Source organism: Streptomyces sp. NPDC031474, assembly GCF_055581185.1.
On sequence record NZ_JBVIJX010000008.1, the window covers coordinates 420,051 to 437,044 of the forward strand.

Annotated in this window: 14 protein-coding genes; 4 read left to right on the forward strand and 10 right to left on the reverse strand. The window is 71.5% G+C overall.

Annotated elements, in window-relative coordinates; all coding sequences use genetic code 11:
* Positions 1-41 precede the first annotated feature (41 nt).
* Positions 42-593: a DUF1707 and FHA domain-containing protein gene (locus ACZ5SK_RS19090; RefSeq protein ID WP_334576236.1), complete on the reverse strand. Its 552-nt coding sequence runs from the start codon at positions 591-593 to the stop codon at positions 42-44.
* Positions 594-724: 131 nt separating this feature from the next.
* On the opposite strand from ACZ5SK_RS19090, the gene treZ reads away from it, so the two are divergent.
* Positions 725-2,470 carry a malto-oligosyltrehalose trehalohydrolase gene (gene treZ / locus ACZ5SK_RS19095; protein WP_468576335.1) on the forward strand — a complete coding sequence of 582 codons (1,746 nt, stop codon included), beginning with the start codon at positions 725-727 and terminating at the stop codon, positions 2,468-2,470.
* Between the two features lie 7 nt (positions 2,471-2,477).
* On the opposite strand, the gene ACZ5SK_RS19100 is transcribed toward treZ, so the two are convergent.
* From ACZ5SK_RS19100 to ACZ5SK_RS19135, 8 genes are all read right to left on the reverse strand, one after another.
* Entirely contained in the window at positions 2,478-3,461 is a 984-nt protein-coding gene (locus tag ACZ5SK_RS19100; protein ID WP_334576237.1) for an aminoglycoside phosphotransferase family protein, read from the reverse strand.
* Positions 3,462-3,512: 51 nt separating this feature from the next.
* A complete protein-coding gene (locus tag ACZ5SK_RS19105) occupies positions 3,513-4,640 on the reverse strand; it encodes an aminopeptidase P family protein (protein WP_361705389.1) in 1,128 nt (375 codons plus the stop codon).
* A gap of 166 nt (positions 4,641-4,806) precedes the next feature.
* Positions 4,807-5,436: a LysE family translocator gene (locus ACZ5SK_RS19110; protein WP_361705386.1), complete on the reverse strand. Its 630-nt coding sequence runs from the start codon at positions 5,434-5,436 to the stop codon at positions 4,807-4,809.
* Positions 5,437-5,493: 57 nt separating this feature from the next.
* A complete protein-coding gene (locus ACZ5SK_RS19115; RefSeq protein ID WP_361705383.1) occupies positions 5,494-6,129 on the reverse strand; it encodes a PDZ domain-containing protein in 636 nt (211 codons plus the stop codon).
* Positions 6,130-6,220: 91 nt separating this feature from the next.
* On the reverse strand, positions 6,221-8,395 hold the full coding sequence (gene cyc2 / locus ACZ5SK_RS19120; RefSeq protein WP_334576241.1) for a germacradienol/geosmin synthase Cyc2: 2,175 nt from the start codon (positions 8,393-8,395) through the stop codon (positions 6,221-6,223).
* A 192-nt stretch (positions 8,396-8,587) separates the two neighbouring features.
* A complete protein-coding gene (locus ACZ5SK_RS19125) occupies positions 8,588-9,832 on the reverse strand; it encodes a damage-control phosphatase ARMT1 family protein (RefSeq protein ID WP_361705379.1) in 1,245 nt (414 codons plus the stop codon).
* A 142-nt stretch (positions 9,833-9,974) separates the two neighbouring features.
* A complete protein-coding gene (locus tag ACZ5SK_RS19130; RefSeq protein WP_334576244.1) occupies positions 9,975-10,625 on the reverse strand; it encodes a ScbR family autoregulator-binding transcription factor in 651 nt (216 codons plus the stop codon).
* A gap of 407 nt (positions 10,626-11,032) precedes the next feature.
* Positions 11,033-12,841 carry a S8 family peptidase gene (locus ACZ5SK_RS19135; RefSeq protein WP_334576245.1) on the reverse strand — a complete coding sequence of 603 codons (1,809 nt, stop codon included), beginning with the start codon at positions 12,839-12,841 and terminating at the stop codon, positions 11,033-11,035.
* A gap of 411 nt (positions 12,842-13,252) precedes the next feature.
* On the opposite strand from ACZ5SK_RS19135, the gene ACZ5SK_RS19140 reads away from it, so the two are divergent.
* Entirely contained in the window at positions 13,253-14,197 is a 945-nt protein-coding gene (locus ACZ5SK_RS19140; protein ID WP_334576246.1) for a lytic polysaccharide monooxygenase auxiliary activity family 9 protein, read from the forward strand.
* Between the two features lie 121 nt (positions 14,198-14,318).
* On the opposite strand, the gene ACZ5SK_RS19145 is transcribed toward ACZ5SK_RS19140, so the two are convergent.
* Positions 14,319-14,960 carry a Tat pathway signal sequence domain protein gene (locus tag ACZ5SK_RS19145; RefSeq protein ID WP_334576248.1) on the reverse strand — a complete coding sequence of 214 codons (642 nt, stop codon included), beginning with the start codon at positions 14,958-14,960 and terminating at the stop codon, positions 14,319-14,321.
* Positions 14,961-15,660: 700 nt separating this feature from the next.
* Here ACZ5SK_RS19145 and ACZ5SK_RS19150 point away from each other — a divergent pair.
* Together ACZ5SK_RS19150 and ACZ5SK_RS19155 are read left to right on the forward strand one after the other, a co-directional pair.
* Positions 15,661-16,326, forward strand: a complete 666-nt coding sequence (locus ACZ5SK_RS19150) for a DUF6230 family protein (RefSeq protein ID WP_334576249.1) — start codon at positions 15,661-15,663, stop codon at positions 16,324-16,326.
* Positions 16,326-16,787: a DUF6114 domain-containing protein gene (locus ACZ5SK_RS19155; RefSeq protein WP_334576250.1), complete on the forward strand. Its 462-nt coding sequence runs from the start codon at positions 16,326-16,328 to the stop codon at positions 16,785-16,787. Before ACZ5SK_RS19150 ends, ACZ5SK_RS19155 begins: the two co-directional genes overlap by 1 nt.
* The last annotated feature ends 207 nt before the right edge of the window (positions 16,788-16,994 follow it).

Below are 16,994 nucleotides of genomic sequence, written 5' to 3' on the forward strand. Positions count from 1 at the left end.
GGTACGTCAACACCGCCACGGGTGAGGGGACTTGAGCGGGTTCAGCTCACCGAGAGACGGAACGCCATCCGCCCGAAGGCGACCTGGTCGCCCTCGCGGACCACGGCCGCGCCGATGACGCGGCGGCCGTTGACGGTCGTGCCGTTGGTCGAGCCGAGGTCGCGCAGCACCCACATGCCGCCCTGGCGGGAGAGTTCGGCGTGTACCCGCGAGACGCTGTCGTGGGTCAGCCTGAGGCCGCTCGCCGGGTCGCGGCCGATGCGCAGCGCGCGCTCGGTGCCCGGGTGCGGCAGCAGCAGCTTGGGCAGCCGCTCGGCCTGCCAGGCCCGGCGCAGCCGGACCGTGAAGCCGGAGACCGCCTCGACGGCTCCGAAGACCACCCGGGAGAAGCGGCTCTCCTCGGGCAGGTCGGCGGTGAGGACGGCGAGCTCGTCCGAGCGGCGGGCGGCGAGGGCCAGCTCCATGCGCCGGATGAACGTGTCGTGCGACAGACGCCCCAGGGCGACGCCATCACGCAGCACCTTCAGCGCCCGGTCGCGCTCCGCGTCCGACAACCGCGCGGGGTACGTGTTGAACTCGAAAGACGACGTCACGTTGGTGATTGTCGGTCAGTGAACCCTGGGTGTCCAGAAAACGGGAAAGAGGGTGTCCGCGGAGCGCACGGCTCCCGGGTGGAGGACGATGGAGGTGCTACATCACGGTGAGCAGACGAAGGGGACCGTCCGTGCAGTTCGAGGTGTGGGCACCGCAGGCCGACCGTGTGACGCTCCACTGCGACGGCGCCACGCGCGCGTTGGAGCGCGATCCGGGCCGGGCGGGGTGGTGGACCGGTGAGGCGCAGGCCTCGGACGGCACGCGGTACGGGTTCGCTGTGGACGACGGCCCCGTGCGCCCCGACCCGCGCTCGCGCCGCCAGCCGGACGGCCCCGAGGGGCTCAGCGCGGTCGTCGACCACGGCCGCTACGCGTGGCGTACGCCGTGGTCCGGGCGGCCGCTGCCGGGCGCGGTCCTGTACGAGCTGCACGTGGGCACGTACACCCCCGCCGGCACCCTGGACGCGGCCGCGGAACGCCTGGAGCACCTCTCCGAACTCGGCGTCACGCACGTCGAGTTGATGCCGCTGTGCTCCTTCCCCGGCCGGCACGGCTGGGGATACGACGGGGTGTCGCCGTGGGCGGTGCACGAGCCGTACGGCGGTCCCGAGGCGCTGAAGCGGTTCGTCGACCGGGCCCACGAGCTCGGGCTGGGCGTCGTCCTGGACGTGGTGCACAACCATCTGGGTCCGTCCGGCAACCATCTGCCCGAGTTCGGCCCGTACTTCACCGACACGCACCACACGCCGTGGGGCACGGCCGTCAACCTGGACGCGCCCGGCTCGGACGAGGTGCGCGCCTATCTGCTGGGCAGCTCGCTGGCCTGGCTGCGCGACTACCGGCTCGACGGGCTGCGCCTGGACGCGGTGCACGCGCTCGCGGACACGCGCGCGTACCCCTTCCTGGAGGAGCTGTCCGCGGCCGTGGACGCCCTCGGGGCGGAGACGGGCCGGCCGCTGTTCCTGATCGCCGAGTCCGACCTCAACGACCCGCGGCTGATCACGCCGCGTCGCCAGGGCGGCGTCGGCCTGCACGCGCAGTGGAACGACGACTTCCACCACGCCCTGCACACCGCGCTCACCGGCGAGTCCCAGGGCTACTACGGCGACTTCGCGCGCGACCCGTTCGCCGCGCTCGCCAAGACCCTGACCGGCGGCTACTTCCACGACGGCACGTACTCCGGTTTCCGGGGCCGCCGGCACGGCCGGCCGCTGGACCGCTCCCGGGTGCCCGCGCACCGGCTCCTCGGGTACGCCCAGACCCACGACCAGATCGGCAACCGCGCCCAGGGCGACCGCCTCTCCGCGTCCCTCTCCCCGGGCCTGCTGGCGTGCGCGGCCGCGCTGACGCTGACCGCCCCGTTCACGCCGATGCTGTTCATGGGCGAGGAGTGGGCGGCGGGCACCCCATGGCAGTACTTCACCGACCACACCGACCCGGAGCTCGCCGAGGCCGTACGGCGGGGCAGGCGGCGGGAGTTCGCGGCGCACGGCTGGGCCGAGGAGGACGTGCCCGACCCGCAGGACCCGGCGACGCGCGAGCGCTCCTGCCTGGACTGGTCCGAGCCGCGGCGCGAGCCGCACGCGCGCGTGCTGGCCTGGTACCGCGAGCTGATCGCGCTGCGGCACGCGCAGCCCGACCTCACCGATCCCGACCTGGCCGACACCAAGGTCGCCCATGACGCGCAGGCGCGCTGGCTGGCCTTCCGGCGCGGCGACGTACGGGTGGCCGTCAACCTCGGCAAGACTCCGGCCGCGATCCCCCTGGGCCCCCGCCCGGCCCGTGTCCTCGCCGCCTGGGAGCCGGTGGCCGCCCCGGGTGCTGACGGCCTGTTGCACGTGCCCGCAGAGGCGTGTGTGGTCCTGGAGCAGGAGTGAGCGCTGCCTACTCCCACTCCTCCTCGTCCGCCCCGCCCTCGCCGCGCTCCCCGTCCTCGCGGAACTCGGTGACCCGTTCCAGCAGGATCGCCTCCCAGGCGCGCCGCAGCCGCGTGCGCGGCAGGGTGAGCGCCTCGACGGCGCGTGGGCCCGTCTCGGGGGCGTCGAGGTGCTGTGCGAGGTGGACGACGGTGTCACAGCGGGCGAGCCACAGGCCGCGCAGGCAGGGGCGGGCGCCGTACCCGGCGAGGGTGGCGGCGCGGACGGCGGCGCCGGAGCCGACGGCGAGGGCGAGACCGGCGATGTCCTCGGCGGGGTCCCCGATGACCGCGTCGCTCCAGTCGAGGACGCCGCGCACCCGGCCGTCGGCGCTCACCACGAGGTGCTCGCCCCGCAGGGCGTGGTGGACGAGCACGGCGGTGGCGGGCTGCGCGGCGAGCTGGGTCGCGCCGGCCGGGGTGAGCTGGTGGAGGCGAGCGGCGTCGAACTCGTCGGCGCGGGCGAGGCGTTCGGCGGCGGTCACGGCCATCCGGCGCAGCGCCTCCAGGGAGCGCGGGGCGGTCCGCGGCACGCCGAGCGTCTCGGCCTGCCGGGGCGGCACCTCGCGCAGTCCCCTGAGCAGTCCGGCGAGGTCGGCCTCTCCGACGGCCGACACGTCGTACTCCTCGGCCGTGCCGCCGGGCAGCCTGCTGTCGAGGGTGTAGGCGAGACCCGGTGACCACTCGCCGTGCGCGACGCTGGTCGGCACGGCGACCGGGATGTGCGGGCGGACGAGGTCGCGCAGCCGCAGTTCACGGCGGCGGCGCAGGGCCTCCTCGCGGTCGGCGGCGAGGCGCAGCACATGGCGGGAGCCGACCCACCAGGTGGTGTGCGCGCCGCCTTCGGCGACGGGCCGTACCTCCGGCCCGATGCCGCGGGCGCCGCCCTCATCGAGGAGCGCGCGGACCAGTCGGCGGACGGTGTCCGCGGTGGGTGTCGGTGCCTGGGTCATGGTCGCGCCGCTGCCGTTCGGGGTGGTTGCCGGGGACTCCTGGAGGGTGGATCAGTCCACTATGACCAGCTCACGGGTGGTGTCGTTGAGACGGCGGCCGCCGTCCTCGGTGACGGTGACGATGTCCTCGATGCGTACCCCGAACCGGCCCGGCAGGTACACGCCGGGCTCCACGGAGAAGCACATGCCGGGCACCAGGGGCTGCTCCTCACCCTCGATCATGTAGGGCGGCTCATGGGTGGTGACGCCGATGCCGTGTCCGGTGCGGTGGATGAAGTACGCGCCGTAACCGGCGTCGGAGATGACGGCGCGGGCGGCCCGGTCGACCTCCTGGCAGGCGACGCCGGGCCGGACCGCGCGAAAGCCCGCCTCCTGGGCCTCGCGCACGACGTCGTGGACGCGGCGCTCCTCGTCGGTGGGCTCGCCGACGTGGACGGTGCGGGAGGTGTCGGAGCCGTAGCCGTCCTTGAGACCGCCGAAGTCGAGGACGACCATGTCGCCGCGCTCGATGACCCGGTCGCCGACCTCGTGGTGCGGGTTGGCGCCGTTCGGCCCGGAGGCGACGATGGTGAAGTCGACCTGGGAGTGCCCGAACCGGCGCAGCAGGTCGGCGAGGTCGGCGCCGACCTCCGTCTCCCGGCGTCCGGCGAAGGGAACCTTCCGGATCTCCTCGAACGCCCTGTCCGCGGCCGCTCCCGCGGCCGCCATGAGCTCCAGCTCGGCCGCGTCCTTGACGGCGCGCAGCATGGGCAGGGCCTCGGTGAGGGAGACGTAGGAGGTGGCGGGCAGGGTCTTCTGCAGGCCCAGCAGGTGCATCGCCCAGGCGTTGTCGCTGATCCCGAACCGGCCGCCCGTGTCGAGGAGGCCCGAGGTGAGGGCGTAGGGGTCCTTGCCGTCGGTCCAGTCCCGCAGGGTGAGCGCCGGGACGCCGGCCGCCTTCGCGGCGTCGGGGGCCTCCAGGGTCGGCACGACGAGGACGGGGTCCCGGCCGGCGGCCAGGACGAGCAGGGTGAGCCGTTCGGTGGCGGCGGTGGGCGCGTAGCCGGTGAGCCAGACGAGATCGGGTCCGGGCGCCACGAGCAGTCCGGCGAGTCCGGCGTCGGCGGCCTCGCGCGCGGCCCGCTCCATGCGGGCCCGGTAGTCGTCGGCGGTGAAGGGCGCGGGGGCGGTGCCGGTCATCCGGGCCTCCCAGTGAAGAACGTAGTGAAGAACGTGGTGAAGAACGTGGCGACTGATGTGTGACGGACGTGGTGACACCGGTGTGGTGACCACGGGCAGCATCCTGCCCGTACGGCGGGGGTCGCGCGAGCCGGTTGGGGGGTTTCGCACGGGCGGGCGGCCCGGATCAGGCGTCCAGGGCCATGCGCAGGCCGAGGAGCAGCAGCACACCGCCGGACACCTGCTCCAGGCGACGGCGCACCCCGGCCCGGGACAGGACGGTCTTCAGCCGACCCACACACCACACGTACAGGCCGTAGTAGCCGACCTCGTAGAGCGCCCAGAGCGCGGCGAGTCCCACCATGGCCGGCAGCTGCGGGACGTCCTTCGGTACGAACTGCGGCAGGAAGGACAGGGCGAACACGGCCGCCTTGGGGTTGGCGAGGTTCAGCAGCAGTCCGCCCCGGTAGGAGGCCCAGCCACGCTGTTCGACGCCCTCCCAGTCGCCGTCGCCCCGCTCGCCGCCCTGCTCCGTCCGGCGGGCCTGCCACAGCGCCCGGGCGCCGAGCCAGACGAGCACGACGGCGCCGACGACGCGCAGCACGTCGTACGCCACCTCGGAGGCCGTCAGCAGGGCGCTCAGGCCGAACGCGGCGACGACGCCCCAGACGAACACCCCGGTCTCGTTGCCGAGGACGGTCAGGAAGCCGGAGCGGCGGCTGCGCAGCGACTGCTTGACGATCAGCACGGTGCTGGGTCCGGGCGAGGCGGCGACGAGGGTGCAGGCGCCCAGGAACGCCAGGAGTGAGGTCAGCATGGCGTTCATGGTGGCGTGCCGGGGCCGCGGGGGCCAGTGGTCTGCTCGCGGGCCGTCTCAGGTGACGACGCCGGGGATCGCCGTCAGCTGCTGGTAGCCGCCCCCTGCGTGGCGCACGGTCAGTTTCACCGCCCGGCCCGGCCGGGCCTGGTCGACCGCCAGGGCGAGGTCGGTCGCCGAGTCGATGCTGGTACTGCCGAAGGTCAGCAGGACGTCGCCGCGGACTAGGCCCGCCGTGTAGCCGGGGCCGGGGATGTGGACGGCGACGATCTTCGCGCCCGCTTTCTCGGCGTCCACGACCTCCAGCCCCAGCGTGGCCGCGGCGGGGCGCGGTGAGGCGGTGGCCGCCCCGGCAGCCCCGGAAGCCCCCGACGCCCCGGAAGCCCCCGACGCCCCGGACGCCCCGGACGGTACGGGAGGGCCGTCGCGGCCCGGGGCGGTCCCGGCGCCCGGCATGCCCTGCCCTTGCAGTTCGGCCAGTCTGCTCATGCCGATCACGGTCGCCCCCACGGTGCCGAGTCCGATGCCGGACAGGACCAGGACGGTGCCCGCGGACAGGCCGAGAAGGAGAGTCGTCAGCCGTCGGCCGCGGCGGCGTGCGGCGTGCGGACGCCGGCCCCTGTCGTCCTGCCCGGCGCCGCCGCCCGGCTCCTGTCCCGGCATCGGCTTGGGACGCAACGCTGTCTGTTCCATGGATCGCCTCCGGCAGGTGCTCTACCCGGCGCACCGGCGCATCACGAGCCACGAACGAGTGAGACTGACCCACGCCGCGGCCGCAACAGGGTCAGGAGATCGACAGGCGTGGGGCGGGTGGCGCGGCCGACGCGAGGTCCGGCAGGAAGCCGTGGGTGCGGCGGGCCAGGTACGCGGACTTGTAGCGGTCGACCTCGCGGTGCCAGTGCAGGATCCCCGACAGCCAGTTCTGAAGGTCGGCGACGTACTCCCCCATGGCCTCGCGGGCCTCGGGCGAGAGGTCGAAGTCGTCGCAGAGGACGGGCAGGTCGTGCGCGATGATGTGCTCGAACTGCTGCATGCGCTGCGTCATCAGGTCATGGACGATGCCCAGCGCGGTCGGGTAGTCGCAGCCGAAGAAGTTCTGCACGACGAGGATCGCGTTGTGCATCTCGCCCTCGTACTCGATCTCCTTCTGGTACGAGAAGACGTCGTTGGTGAGGCATGCGTAGTCCGCGGCGGCGTTCTCCAGCGCGCGCACCACGCCACTGCGGTAGACCTCCGGCGGGAGGGCGGGGCTCTGGCCCATGCGGCACAGGCTCAGGGTGAGGTCGGAGCCGAAGGTGGCGCGGCGCATCTCCAGGTAGTCGACCGGGTCGGGGACGCGGTTCTGAAGTTGGTTGGACAGCTCCCACACCCAGCTCTCGGTCATGACGTCGACCGCGTCGCGCAGGGTGCGCCGCTGGTCCGGGGTCATGTCGGCGGCGGTGCGCGCCCACAGGTCGATCAGGCCGCGTTCCATGCCGTTGGCGGGGACGACGGGCGTCTTCGCGCCGTCGACGGGCATGCAGGCCGACAGCCGGGCCGTGGTGACTCGGGCGGCGGCCAGATCGCGGCGGCCGCCGAAGACCAGCGGGTAGTAGTCGTCGCCGTAGGTGCCCCAGGCGAGCCACTGGGCGCTGAGGTCGAGGGCCTCGGGCGTGGCGTCCGGGTCGAGGCCGGCCGAGCACAGGGGGAGGTCGTAGGCGACGAGCTTGTCCTCGTCCCAGACACCCTCTCGCAGCATGCCCATGCGGTGCATCCAGGCGGTCAGACGCGGACGGCAGGCCTGAAGATGCGGGCTGAGCTCGACCTGGAACGGCATGTGGAAGTCGGGCAACAGGGACGGGCCGACCTTCTGGAACGGCACGTGCGCGTACGCGCGCAGGCGTTCGGCGGCGGCCGAGGCGAGCAGCGCGCCGACGTCGGCGGCGGAGGTGCCGGGGCCCGTCAGCCTCTGCCAGGGCGCCTCGGACCTGGCGCCCTTGTTCATGTAGCGGCTGGAGCGCAGGTGCCATTCATGGCCGCCCGACTGCCAGTCCTGCAGGCCCTTGGCATAGGCGGCGACCGCGAGGACCTCCTCGGGCGTGAGGCCCTTGTCCAGGGCGAGCGCCGGCACTTCGGTGAAGGCGGTGTGCTCGAACTGGTGGAGGCGGGAGGTGAGGATGTCGTTGACGGTGTCGGCGGCCTCCTGGGTGGTGCAGCCGAAGAACTTCTCCAGGACGAGCACCCCGTTGCTGTTCTCGCCCTCGTCCTCGACCTCGCGCTGGTAGGAGAACAGGTCGTTGCGCAGGTGCACGGCGTCGGAGAAGGTCTCCATCAGCACCCTGAGCGGCCGTGACCCGGCGACGGCGGCGGGCACTTCGGCGGCCGCGTACTCCACGAGCCCCGCCGACCAGGGCGCACCGCCCACCTTGCGGCGCATCTCGATGTACTCGACGGGGTTGGCGATCCGCCCCTCGTCGATGTTGGACAGCTCCCACATCGACTCGTTGAGCAGATGCTCCGTCGCCACGGCGAACCGGCGGCGCCAGTCCTCGGACATGGCCGGCACGGTGCGCGCCCACAGGTCCTTCAGTCCCGCCTCGACCGGGTTGCGCGGCTCGGGCACGGGCGTCGACAGGTCCAGCGGCATGAACAGCGGCAGCCGGTCCAGGTGGGCCTTGCCGGCGGCGCGGTCGGGGGTGCGCTTGAACATGTCGAGGAAGTGGTCGTCGAAGAAGAACACCCACACATACCAGTCGGTGATCAACGACAGCGCGGGACCGTCACAGTCGGGGTGGGTGTAGGCGCAGAGCAGGCCGTAGTCGTGCGCCTCCAGGTCGGCCTGCTCCCAGATCCCGGACCCCTCCAGCATGCCCATGTCGCGCGCCCACTGCGTCGAGTGGGCGCGCGCCTGGTCGACGTGCGGGTTCAGGCGCGCGGGATACGGCATGTAGAAGTGCGGGAGTTCGAACGGTTGCGTCATGGCCGGGCCCTACCCGGGCGTGCGAACCGCCATCCTCCGGGCAGCACATGATCACACCATCGCGTGAATCGGGCGGGAAGCGGTGAACCGAACGAGAGCCGGCGTGTTCATCCCGGAGTTCGATCGGGAGTTCGACCGGGAGGACGAACGAATACCACGCGGGTGGGCCGCGCCGCGTGCGCGGCCCACCCCTCACTCGCGCAACTGGATCAGCGCATGCGTTCCGCCGGTGCGCCAGCGTTGTCCTTCGGCGGCGACCAAGGCGGCCTCGGTGTCGGCGTCCAGGCCTGTGATCACCTCGGACTTCAGCGTGCGCAAGGCCGCGACCGGTCCGGGGAAATAGGCGGTGACGTCGGCGAAAGGCGTGGTCGGGGCCCAGCGGCTGTCGCCCACCAGACGGCGGTAGTTGAGGTCGCCCTTCACGATCGTCAGGGTGGCCGTCGCGAACTCGGCCCGCAGGTCGTCCGGCATGGCCGCGTACGGCAGCGGGGCCGCGGAGAACGGGTGGGCGCGGACCGCCAGACTGCCGTCCGCCATGGCCGACCACAGACGCCGTCCGTGGGCGGCGGCCGCTCCCCGCGCGCCCGTCAGCTTCCGCAGCGCGTCGACGACATCGGCCGTCGTGGCGTCGGAGACGTAGTACGGGTACGGCTTGACGTGCAGAACCACGCGGTCGCAGCGCCGGTGGGCGAGCAAGTGCGCCGCCAGGAGGAGATCGGGGATCAGCTCACGGCCCGCGTTGTCGGCGACCAGGCACAAGGTGCGGACAGGGGTGGCGGTGTTGGTACGCGTACCCGTCTTCGACTCCGCGTCCACGTTCACCGCCGCCTCCGACTCCGCTCCCGGCAGCAGGGACCACAGTGTCTCGCTGTCGTCGGCGACCAGTCCCGGTACGGCCTCCCGCTCCTCGGCCTCGGCGTCGGACAGCCGGAAGCCGAGGTCGGCGCGGTTGCCCCAGAGGGAGCCGTGCAGGAGAGCCCGGGACCGCTCCTCGACCGGGCGGCCCTCGAGGGTGTCGAGCACGTCCAGTTCCTCGCCGGTCTCGGGCGCGTCGAGCTCGGCGAGTTTGAAGGGACGGAAGGGGTCGATGCCCTGCCAGGGACCCGGGCCGAAATAGCCCACTGCGCCGAGGAGTTGACGGTAGAAGTAGCTTTCCGACCACAGCCAGGGCACATCGAACCAGGAGCGGCCGGCGTACGCGTCGAGACCCCAGGTCCGCCACCGGTCCCGGTCGTGCGCGTCGTCGGGGAGCGGTTCGATCACGCCCTTGGTACAGCCGGCCAGCAGCGCGTCGAGACCCTGGTGGACCTCAGGGCCGTAGGGGAACGCGTCCCGCACCTGCCGGATGATCGCCGGATGCCGTTCGGCCAGGACGCTGTGAGGGAACGAGCCGGGCTCGTTGCCGAGGATCACGGGCGGGGCGGGGATGTCGGGCATGCCGATCACCGTATCGCGGGGCCACCCGGCGACGGCCGCACGCGCACCCGCACGCACCGCGCGGCCACCGGCCACCGGCCACCGGGGGCAACCCTCTCGGCGCCCCCGGTCGCGCGGCCCCGGCGCCGTGCGCTGCCTGCCCTTACACCGCCGCCATGATCTCCCGCTCCAGCCGTGCCGCGAGGCTCAGATAGCGGGGTCGGCGCGGTACGGGTACCAGGCCTCGGATGAGGACGTGCCACATCTCGGCCATCCGGCGGGGAAGTCGGCCCGCGGGTTCGCGGGAGCGGCCGACCACTCGGGTGCCCACGAAGAAGCAGACGAGGGAGTGGGCCACGGCGTCGACGTCGACGTCCGGGTGGATGTCGGACTCCTTGACCGCGCCGCCGAGCCGCCGGGAGATCAGGTCCAGCAACTCTGCGAAGGGATGCGGCAGGGGCGGCCGTACCGCCACTCCCCCGGTGGCGAGCCGCAGGCCGGCCCGGGCGATCGGGCCCTCGACCGACAGCCGCGTCAGCCCGAACGTCAGGCGTATCAGCGCTTCGAGGGAGCAGTAGCCCCGGTCGTCGATCTCGCCGGCGACCCGGCGTGCGGCCTGGGACTGCAACTCCATGATGGCGTGGGCCAGGTCCTCCTTCGCCGCGAAGTGGAAGTAGAGGGCGCCCTTGGTGACATGGGCGTGCTCAACGATCTCACTGAGGCTTGTCGACTCGTAGCCATGCCGGTCGAACAGGTCGGCGGCGGCCGTGATGATCGTCGTGCGGGTCTGTTCGGCGCGTAACTGCCTCGCCATCGACTGGTACTCTCCCGGGCCGGTAAAGAACGGGTCATGCCGTTTTTTCTTACCCCGCGTACACAATAGCTCACCGTACGAGGGTGCTGACCATGCATGCGAAGACCGCCGACTCCCCCTGCGATCCCCCGACTTGCCCGTGGATCACGGGCCTGCCGAGCGGCAGCCTCCCATGACAAACGTACCTCGGGCATAGTCGAAGTGACCACAGAAAAAGACGGGGTGCGCGGTTTCTGCACGCAACCGCCGAACGGTGAGGCCTTGGAGAGATGCGGTGACACGTGCCACTGAACGCTGATGCGCCCGGCGAACGGTCCCTGAAACAGACGTAAGGCGGGCCGGCCGGTGTCCATCCACACCGGCCGGCCCGCCCGTTCATCGCACGCGACGACTGTTCAGGAGTCCGCTCAGAAGGTCAGCTTCCAGCTGTTGAGGGTGCCCGTGTCCTGCGCGGCGGTGTCCTGGACGCGCAGCTTCCAGGTGCCGTTGGCGGTTTCACCGGACGCGTTCACCGAGTAGGTGGTGCTGACGTTGTCCGCGGAGTCGGAGGAGCTGGCCGCCTTCAGCCGGTAAGCGGTTCCGTCGGGTGCCACCAGGTCGATCACCAGGTCGCCTCGGTAGGTGTGGGTGATGTCGACGCCGACCTGTAGGGCGCTCGGCGCGTTGCCGGTGCGGCCGCTGACGGCGATGGAGGACTCGATCGCGGAACCGTTGTCCGGGATGGCGACCGCGGTGGTGTTGGAGAAGGTGGTGCCCCCCGTGGAGCCGCCGGAGCCGCTCACCGCCTGCACCGTCCTGGCCGCGTCCGCCAGGCCCGCGCCGCAGCCGCCGGAGCAGGAACCGGGCAGGGCACGGGCGTTGTTCTTGATGGCCGTCTCGATCTGCGCCGGGGTCAGCGAGGAGTTGGCCGACTTCATCAGCGCGACCAGGCCCGCGATGTGCGGGGTGGCCATGCTGGTGCCCTGGTAGTAGGCGTACGACTCGCTGGACGGCGTCTTGGTGCCGGAGTTCAGCGTGGACAGGATGCCGTTCGCGGTGCCGGTGCTGGTCTGGCCGCCGGGCGCCGAGATGTCCACGAGGGAACCGTAGTTGGAGTAGGACGCCTTGGCGCCGGTGCGGTTGGTCGCCGCGACCGAGATGATGTTGTTGCAGTTGCCCGGCGAGTGGTTCGCGACGTTGTCGTTCTCGTTGCCGGCGGCGACGACGACGGTCGTGCCGCGGTTCACGGCGGCGGTGATCGCGCTCTGGGTCGCCGAGGTGCACGCCCCGTCGCCGCCCAGGCTCATGTTGATGACCTCGGCGACGTTGGAGTTGGCGGGAACACCGGAAACGGATCCACCCGACGCCCAGGTGATGGCGTCGATGATGTCGGAGTCGTAACCGCCGCACTTGCCGAGCACCCGGACCGGCGAGATCTTCGCGCCGTACGCGATGCCCGCGACGCCCTTGTTGTTGTTCGTGACGGCGGCGATGGTGCCGGCGACGTGGGTGCCGTGCCAGGAGGAGTTGCTGGCCGGGATGCCGGAGCCGCACTCGTTGGCGGCGTAGTAGTCGCCGGGGTCGGCCGGGTTGCTGTCGCGGCCGTCGCCGTCGACGGAGACCGCGGTGTCGGCGATGAAGTCGTAACCGCCGACGATGTTCGCGGCGAGGTCGGAATGCGCGACGTAACCGGTGTCGATGACGGCGACCGTGACGCCGGTGCCGGTCGAAGTGGCCCAGGCCCCCGGCACGTTCATGCCGGCCGTGGACTCGAAGAGGTCCCACTGCTTGGCGTACTCGGTGTCGTTGGGGTCGGCCTTCGGCTTGTTCAGCCGGTCCGGGACGACGTAGGCGACCTGGGGGTCGGCCCGGTACTGGGCGACGACGTCGGCGACGTCCGCCTTCGTGAGGTCGTCACCCAGGTCGACCAGGGCGGCGCCGGTGCCGAGCCGGCGCTGGAAGTCGACGTCCTCGCCGGTCTCCTTGCCCTTGGCGGCGGCGTCGGCCTCGGCGGCCGGGTTGGACCTGGCCTCGGCGGCGCCGGACTTGTAGCCGACGATGAGGCGCTCGGCCGGGGTGCCGGGCGCGGCCTCGGTCTGGGCGGCAGGAACGGCGGAACCCGGGGAAACGGTTTCCTGGGCGGCGACGGCCGAGGCGGTGGAGGCGGCGGTGAGCAGGGCCGCGGAGAGCGCGGCGGCGGATATCAGTTTCCGTCTCAGGGCGGGTGACGTGCGCAAGGGCGTGCCTTTCGGGGCCGGCTCCGGGCAGCGTGGAGCAGCGGTCGATTCGCTTCGGTGTCGAAGCGGCGGGGGGTGCGTCGAAGAGCAGCGCGGAAGGCCGGCCAGGCGCGGGCGCCGACCCCGCCGGGGGTTACCTGTGGGTCGGCTGTGGTGGAACGATAGGCAAAGGATCAGTCATGCCGATACAGGGGAAACCCTCGATCCGGCCGGAAACCCACCCTCGACGGGCACGACCGGTCAGACATCGCCCGTTTTGATCCACCGGTCACTTCCCTGCCGATCCGCGGCCGATCCGCGGCCGATCCGCCTGCGCAGTGCAAGGGACGCAGGCGTGCGCGCTGAACGCGCCGGGCCGGTTTTCCGTACTGAGGGCAGTCCGTTCCCGCGTCGGCCGAGGAGACGTCCCCGATGCCCCGCACCACCGCACACCGCACCGCCGCACTGGCGGCCGCCACCGTGAGCCCGCTCCTGCTGGGCCTGTGGGCCGCCGGACCGGCCCAGGCGCACGGCGCCCCCACGGATCCGGTCAGCCGGGTGTACGCCTGCTCCCCCGAGGGCGGCGCCGACGCGAGGACCGCGGCCTGCCGCGCGGCCGTCGACGCGAACGGCACGTCCTTCGCCGCCTGGGACAACCTGCGGGTCGCGAACGTGAACGGTCGTGACCGGCAGACCATCCCCGACGGGCAGTTGTGCAGCGGCGGTCTGGCGGCGTACAAGGGCCTGGACCTCGCCCGCGCCGACTGGCCCTCGACCCGGCTGACGCCGGGCGGGACGCTGCGGATGACGTATGCGTCGACGATCGCGCACGCCGGCACGTTCAAGCTCTATCTGACGAAGCCTGGATACGACCCGTCGAAACCGCTTACCTGGTCCGATCTTCCGGAGCGTCCGTTCGCCGAGGTCAAGGATCCGGCGCTGACTGACGGCGCCTACCACCTCACGGCGAAGCTGCCCGCCGATCGAACCGGACGTCAGATGCTCTACACGATCTGGCAGAACACCAGCACGCCCGACACGTACTACTCGTGCTCGGACGTGGTGTTCTCGGAAGCGGTTTCACAAAGCAAGCCGGCCAGCGGCGCGACGGCCGAGTCGCCCGTTGCAGCCACTCCGAAGCCCACCGCGAGTCCGACGCCGGCCCAGGCCTCCACGGTGTCCGGCAGCCCGTCGGCGTCAGGGGCGTCCGACGCCGCGAAGGCGCAGGCCGCCCTGGCCACTCCGGAGAGCACCCCGGTGGCGGCCGACAGCGCGGCCGGCTCCGGGCCGTCCGCGCCGATACTGGCGGGCGGCGCCGCGGCGGTGTTGGTGCTCACCGGCGGCGCCGCCCTGGTCGTACGTCTGCGTCGGCGCTGAAGTCCGCCCGGACGGCGTCAGGTTGTCCGTCCACACGCCCGGACGCTTGGTCGCCCGGACTCGGGCGCACGGTCGCTCACCTGCGCGGACGCTGCCGCTCCAGCGTTGGAGGGGGGATGAATCAGTTGACGACGACGGCCGCGGAACCGTCGGTCACCGGCGCGTACTTCGCGGTGAAGTAGCCGTTGGCGAAGCAGAGCGACGAGCCGGACGTCTTGGTGAACTGCTGGCTGGTGAAGTTGATGCTGTTGTCGGTGTTGCTCGTCGTACCGGTCAGGCTGGGCGCCTGGTAGACGCAGTTGATGCTGCCGAGCAGTGTGCGCAGCACGACCGTGGTCTGGATGGTGGAGCCGCTCGCCGGAGTCACGGTGATGGTGCCGTTCGACCCCACGCTGGCGGTGTACGGCAGGTTGTTGACCGTGACGCTGGTGACGCCGAGCACGCCGATCACGTTCGCGGTGCAGCTGCTGAAGGAGTGCGCGGTGAGCGACTCGGTGGCGTTACCGGGCGCGGTGGGGTTGTCGGTCACGGTGGCGCTGAAGGCGGACGTGCCACAGGAGACGCCGCTGGTGCCGGTCGCGCTGGAGTACAGCGTGGCGGCGGTACCGCTGGCCAGCGATGCGTTGAGGACGTCACCGACGGCGACGTCGCCGCCCGCGGTCGTCAGCACCGCACCGGCCGCGGAGGCCGGGGTGACTGCAATCAGGGAGAGGGCGGCGGCAGTTCCTGCAAGGGCGAGGAGGGAGCGGGAGCGGGTGCGCATGCGAGTGCCTCTTTCTCAAGTGGGGCGTTTTTCGGGGGAGTTGGGAGGTTCGAGAGAGTAGGGGGTGTGCGAGGTGAACCGGCGCGTTGCCTTTCGAGCAACATGGGGGGACGCGAATCGGCGTCCGCCGTTGCCGGCCCGTGACGCCTTCTCCGTACGTGACGGACCGGCAACGGCAGCCGGCCGGTGACCGGCCGGAGGCACTGGCGAGTGCTCCGGCCGGGCCGGGCGGAAGGGGCGACCGGTCGCGGCCCGCAGGGGGAAGCGGCCGTGCCGGTGCCGTGAAGGGACGAGCTCGGGACCGAGGGCCCGTACTGGCTGAAAAGAGTCCGGGAGTGCGGACGATGTCCGCCGCACTACGGATCCGGCGCCACGGATCCGGGCTCAGCCAGGGAGAGTTGTAGACCTGAGGATCAGTCAACGTCAAGGCTCAACACGGAAGTTGATGATCCAACAGATAAATGCGAAGGCCGGGACGACGAGTGATCCACAGGCGGTACATAATGAACACTCTTTTTCCACATCTCCCTTGACCCGCTGATGTAACCATCGGTAACTTCCAGGGTGGCTACTGCCGCGTAACCAGAAAGCCCTTGCGATTTCCGGGAGTTGCGAGGACGTGTGCACGGCAGCCGCTGTCCGCGCCAGGGCAACGTGCCACTGAAGCCCGACCCGCATGACTTAGCGCATGGGAGCAGACATGGCCTCGTCCCCGGACGTCACGTCGTCCGCAGACAACACCCCCGAGAACCCCGAAAGCGGTTCCGCAGAGAGACGTGGCCGGGTCCGGCTGCGCCGGGCCGCCGTGATGGCGGTGCCCGCCACCTTCGTCGCCGCAGGGCTCGCGGTCCTCACCGCACAGGGCGCTCTCGGTGTGCAGTTCGCAATCTCCGGCATGCCGTTCGTGGTCACCGCCGACAGGCTCGACGGCGAAGGGTTCGCACAGTTCGGCGGACTGGACAACATGATCGAGAACAGCCCCAACCAGGGGGACACCGGCGGCCAGGTCCTGGTCGTCACCTCGGTCGTGAAGAACGGCAAGATCACCAATATGTGCCAGAGCGTCGACCTCGGCGGCATCCAGCTCGTCCTCAGAGCCGGCGGCGGGTCCACCCCGGTGAGTGTGAAGAACCTGGCGATCGACTCCGACCAGATCACGGGCGACGCCGAGTTCAACAACATCGAGATCGGCCGTGACTCCAGCACCTTCGACAAGGTCCCGATCCAGGGCCCCGCGGGTGTCTACGGTCAGCAGGCCGACACGGTCGTCATCAAGAACCTGTACCAGCACAACTACGCGGCCACCGCCGCCGTCTTCAAGCTTCCCGGTCTGAAGATGAGCTTCTCGAGCGAGGGCTGCAAGTAATGACCTTCACCCAGTGGCGGGACCGCTTCCGCGGGTGGAGAGGCCACCGGCCCTTCGCGGGCGGCGTGCTGCTCGTCCTGGGCGGCGCCGAGATCCTGGTGACCATGAAGGCACCGCTTCCGGTCATCCTGCATGTCGGCATGCAGGGCCTGGCGGGTTACCTCCTGCCGACCCTCATGATCCTCTGCGGCCTGCTGATCCTCTTCAACCCGGCCCAGCGGCTGTTCTACTCGATCATCGCCATCATGCTCTCCCTGGGCACCTGGCTCACCTCCAACATCGGCGGCTTCGTCATCGGCCTGCTGTTCGGCGCCGTGGGCAGTTGCCTGGCCTTCGGGTGGGTGCCCGACCAGGAACCGCGCCAGAGCCGCCGCAAGCAACGCAAGGAGACCCAGGCCGACCGGGCGGCCGAGACCGTCCGGCAGGGCAACCCCCTGCCCGGGGCGGGAAAGCCCGCCTGACACACGGCGCCGCTCCCGGACCCGACTCGCGTCCGGACAGGACACAGGTCCTACGTCCGTACGCCGCTTCAGCACTTCACCGGCGGGGCCGGGAGTACCTGCGCACAGCGGGCCGCTCCCGGCCCCGCCGGTCTCGTCGCCCCCCCCGCCCACCTCGCTCCCGCCGCCCCTCCTTCGTCTCTCCCTCGCCTCTCTTGTCGTTCCCTC

Bases quoted from the DNA above. Each gene is read 5' to 3' on its own strand.
- ACZ5SK_RS19100 (WP_334576237.1), bottom strand. From the start codon at position 3,461: ATGACCCAGGCACCGACACCCACCGCGGACACCGTCCGCCGACTGGTC.
- ACZ5SK_RS19105 (WP_361705389.1), bottom strand. From the start codon at position 4,640: ATGACCGGCACCGCCCCCGCGCCCTTCACCGCCGACGACTACCGGGCC.
- ACZ5SK_RS19110 (WP_361705386.1), bottom strand. From the start codon at position 5,436: ATGCTGACCTCACTCCTGGCGTTCCTGGGCGCCTGCACCCTCGTCGCC.
- ACZ5SK_RS19115 (WP_361705383.1), bottom strand. From the start codon at position 6,129: ATGGAACAGACAGCGTTGCGTCCCAAGCCGATGCCGGGACAGGAGCCG.
- cyc2 (WP_334576241.1), bottom strand. From the start codon at position 8,395: ATGACGCAACCGTTCGAACTCCCGCACTTCTACATGCCGTATCCCGCG.
- ACZ5SK_RS19125 (WP_361705379.1), bottom strand. From the start codon at position 9,832: ATGCCCGACATCCCCGCCCCGCCCGTGATCCTCGGCAACGAGCCCGGC.
- ACZ5SK_RS19130 (WP_334576244.1), bottom strand. From the start codon at position 10,625: ATGGCGAGGCAGTTACGCGCCGAACAGACCCGCACGACGATCATCACG.
- ACZ5SK_RS19140 (WP_334576246.1), top strand. From the start codon at position 13,253: ATGCCCCGCACCACCGCACACCGCACCGCCGCACTGGCGGCCGCCACC.
- ACZ5SK_RS19145 (WP_334576248.1), bottom strand. From the start codon at position 14,960: ATGCGCACCCGCTCCCGCTCCCTCCTCGCCCTTGCAGGAACTGCCGCC.
- ACZ5SK_RS19150 (WP_334576249.1), top strand. From the start codon at position 15,661: ATGGCCTCGTCCCCGGACGTCACGTCGTCCGCAGACAACACCCCCGAG.
- ACZ5SK_RS19155 (WP_334576250.1), top strand. From the start codon at position 16,326: ATGACCTTCACCCAGTGGCGGGACCGCTTCCGCGGGTGGAGAGGCCAC.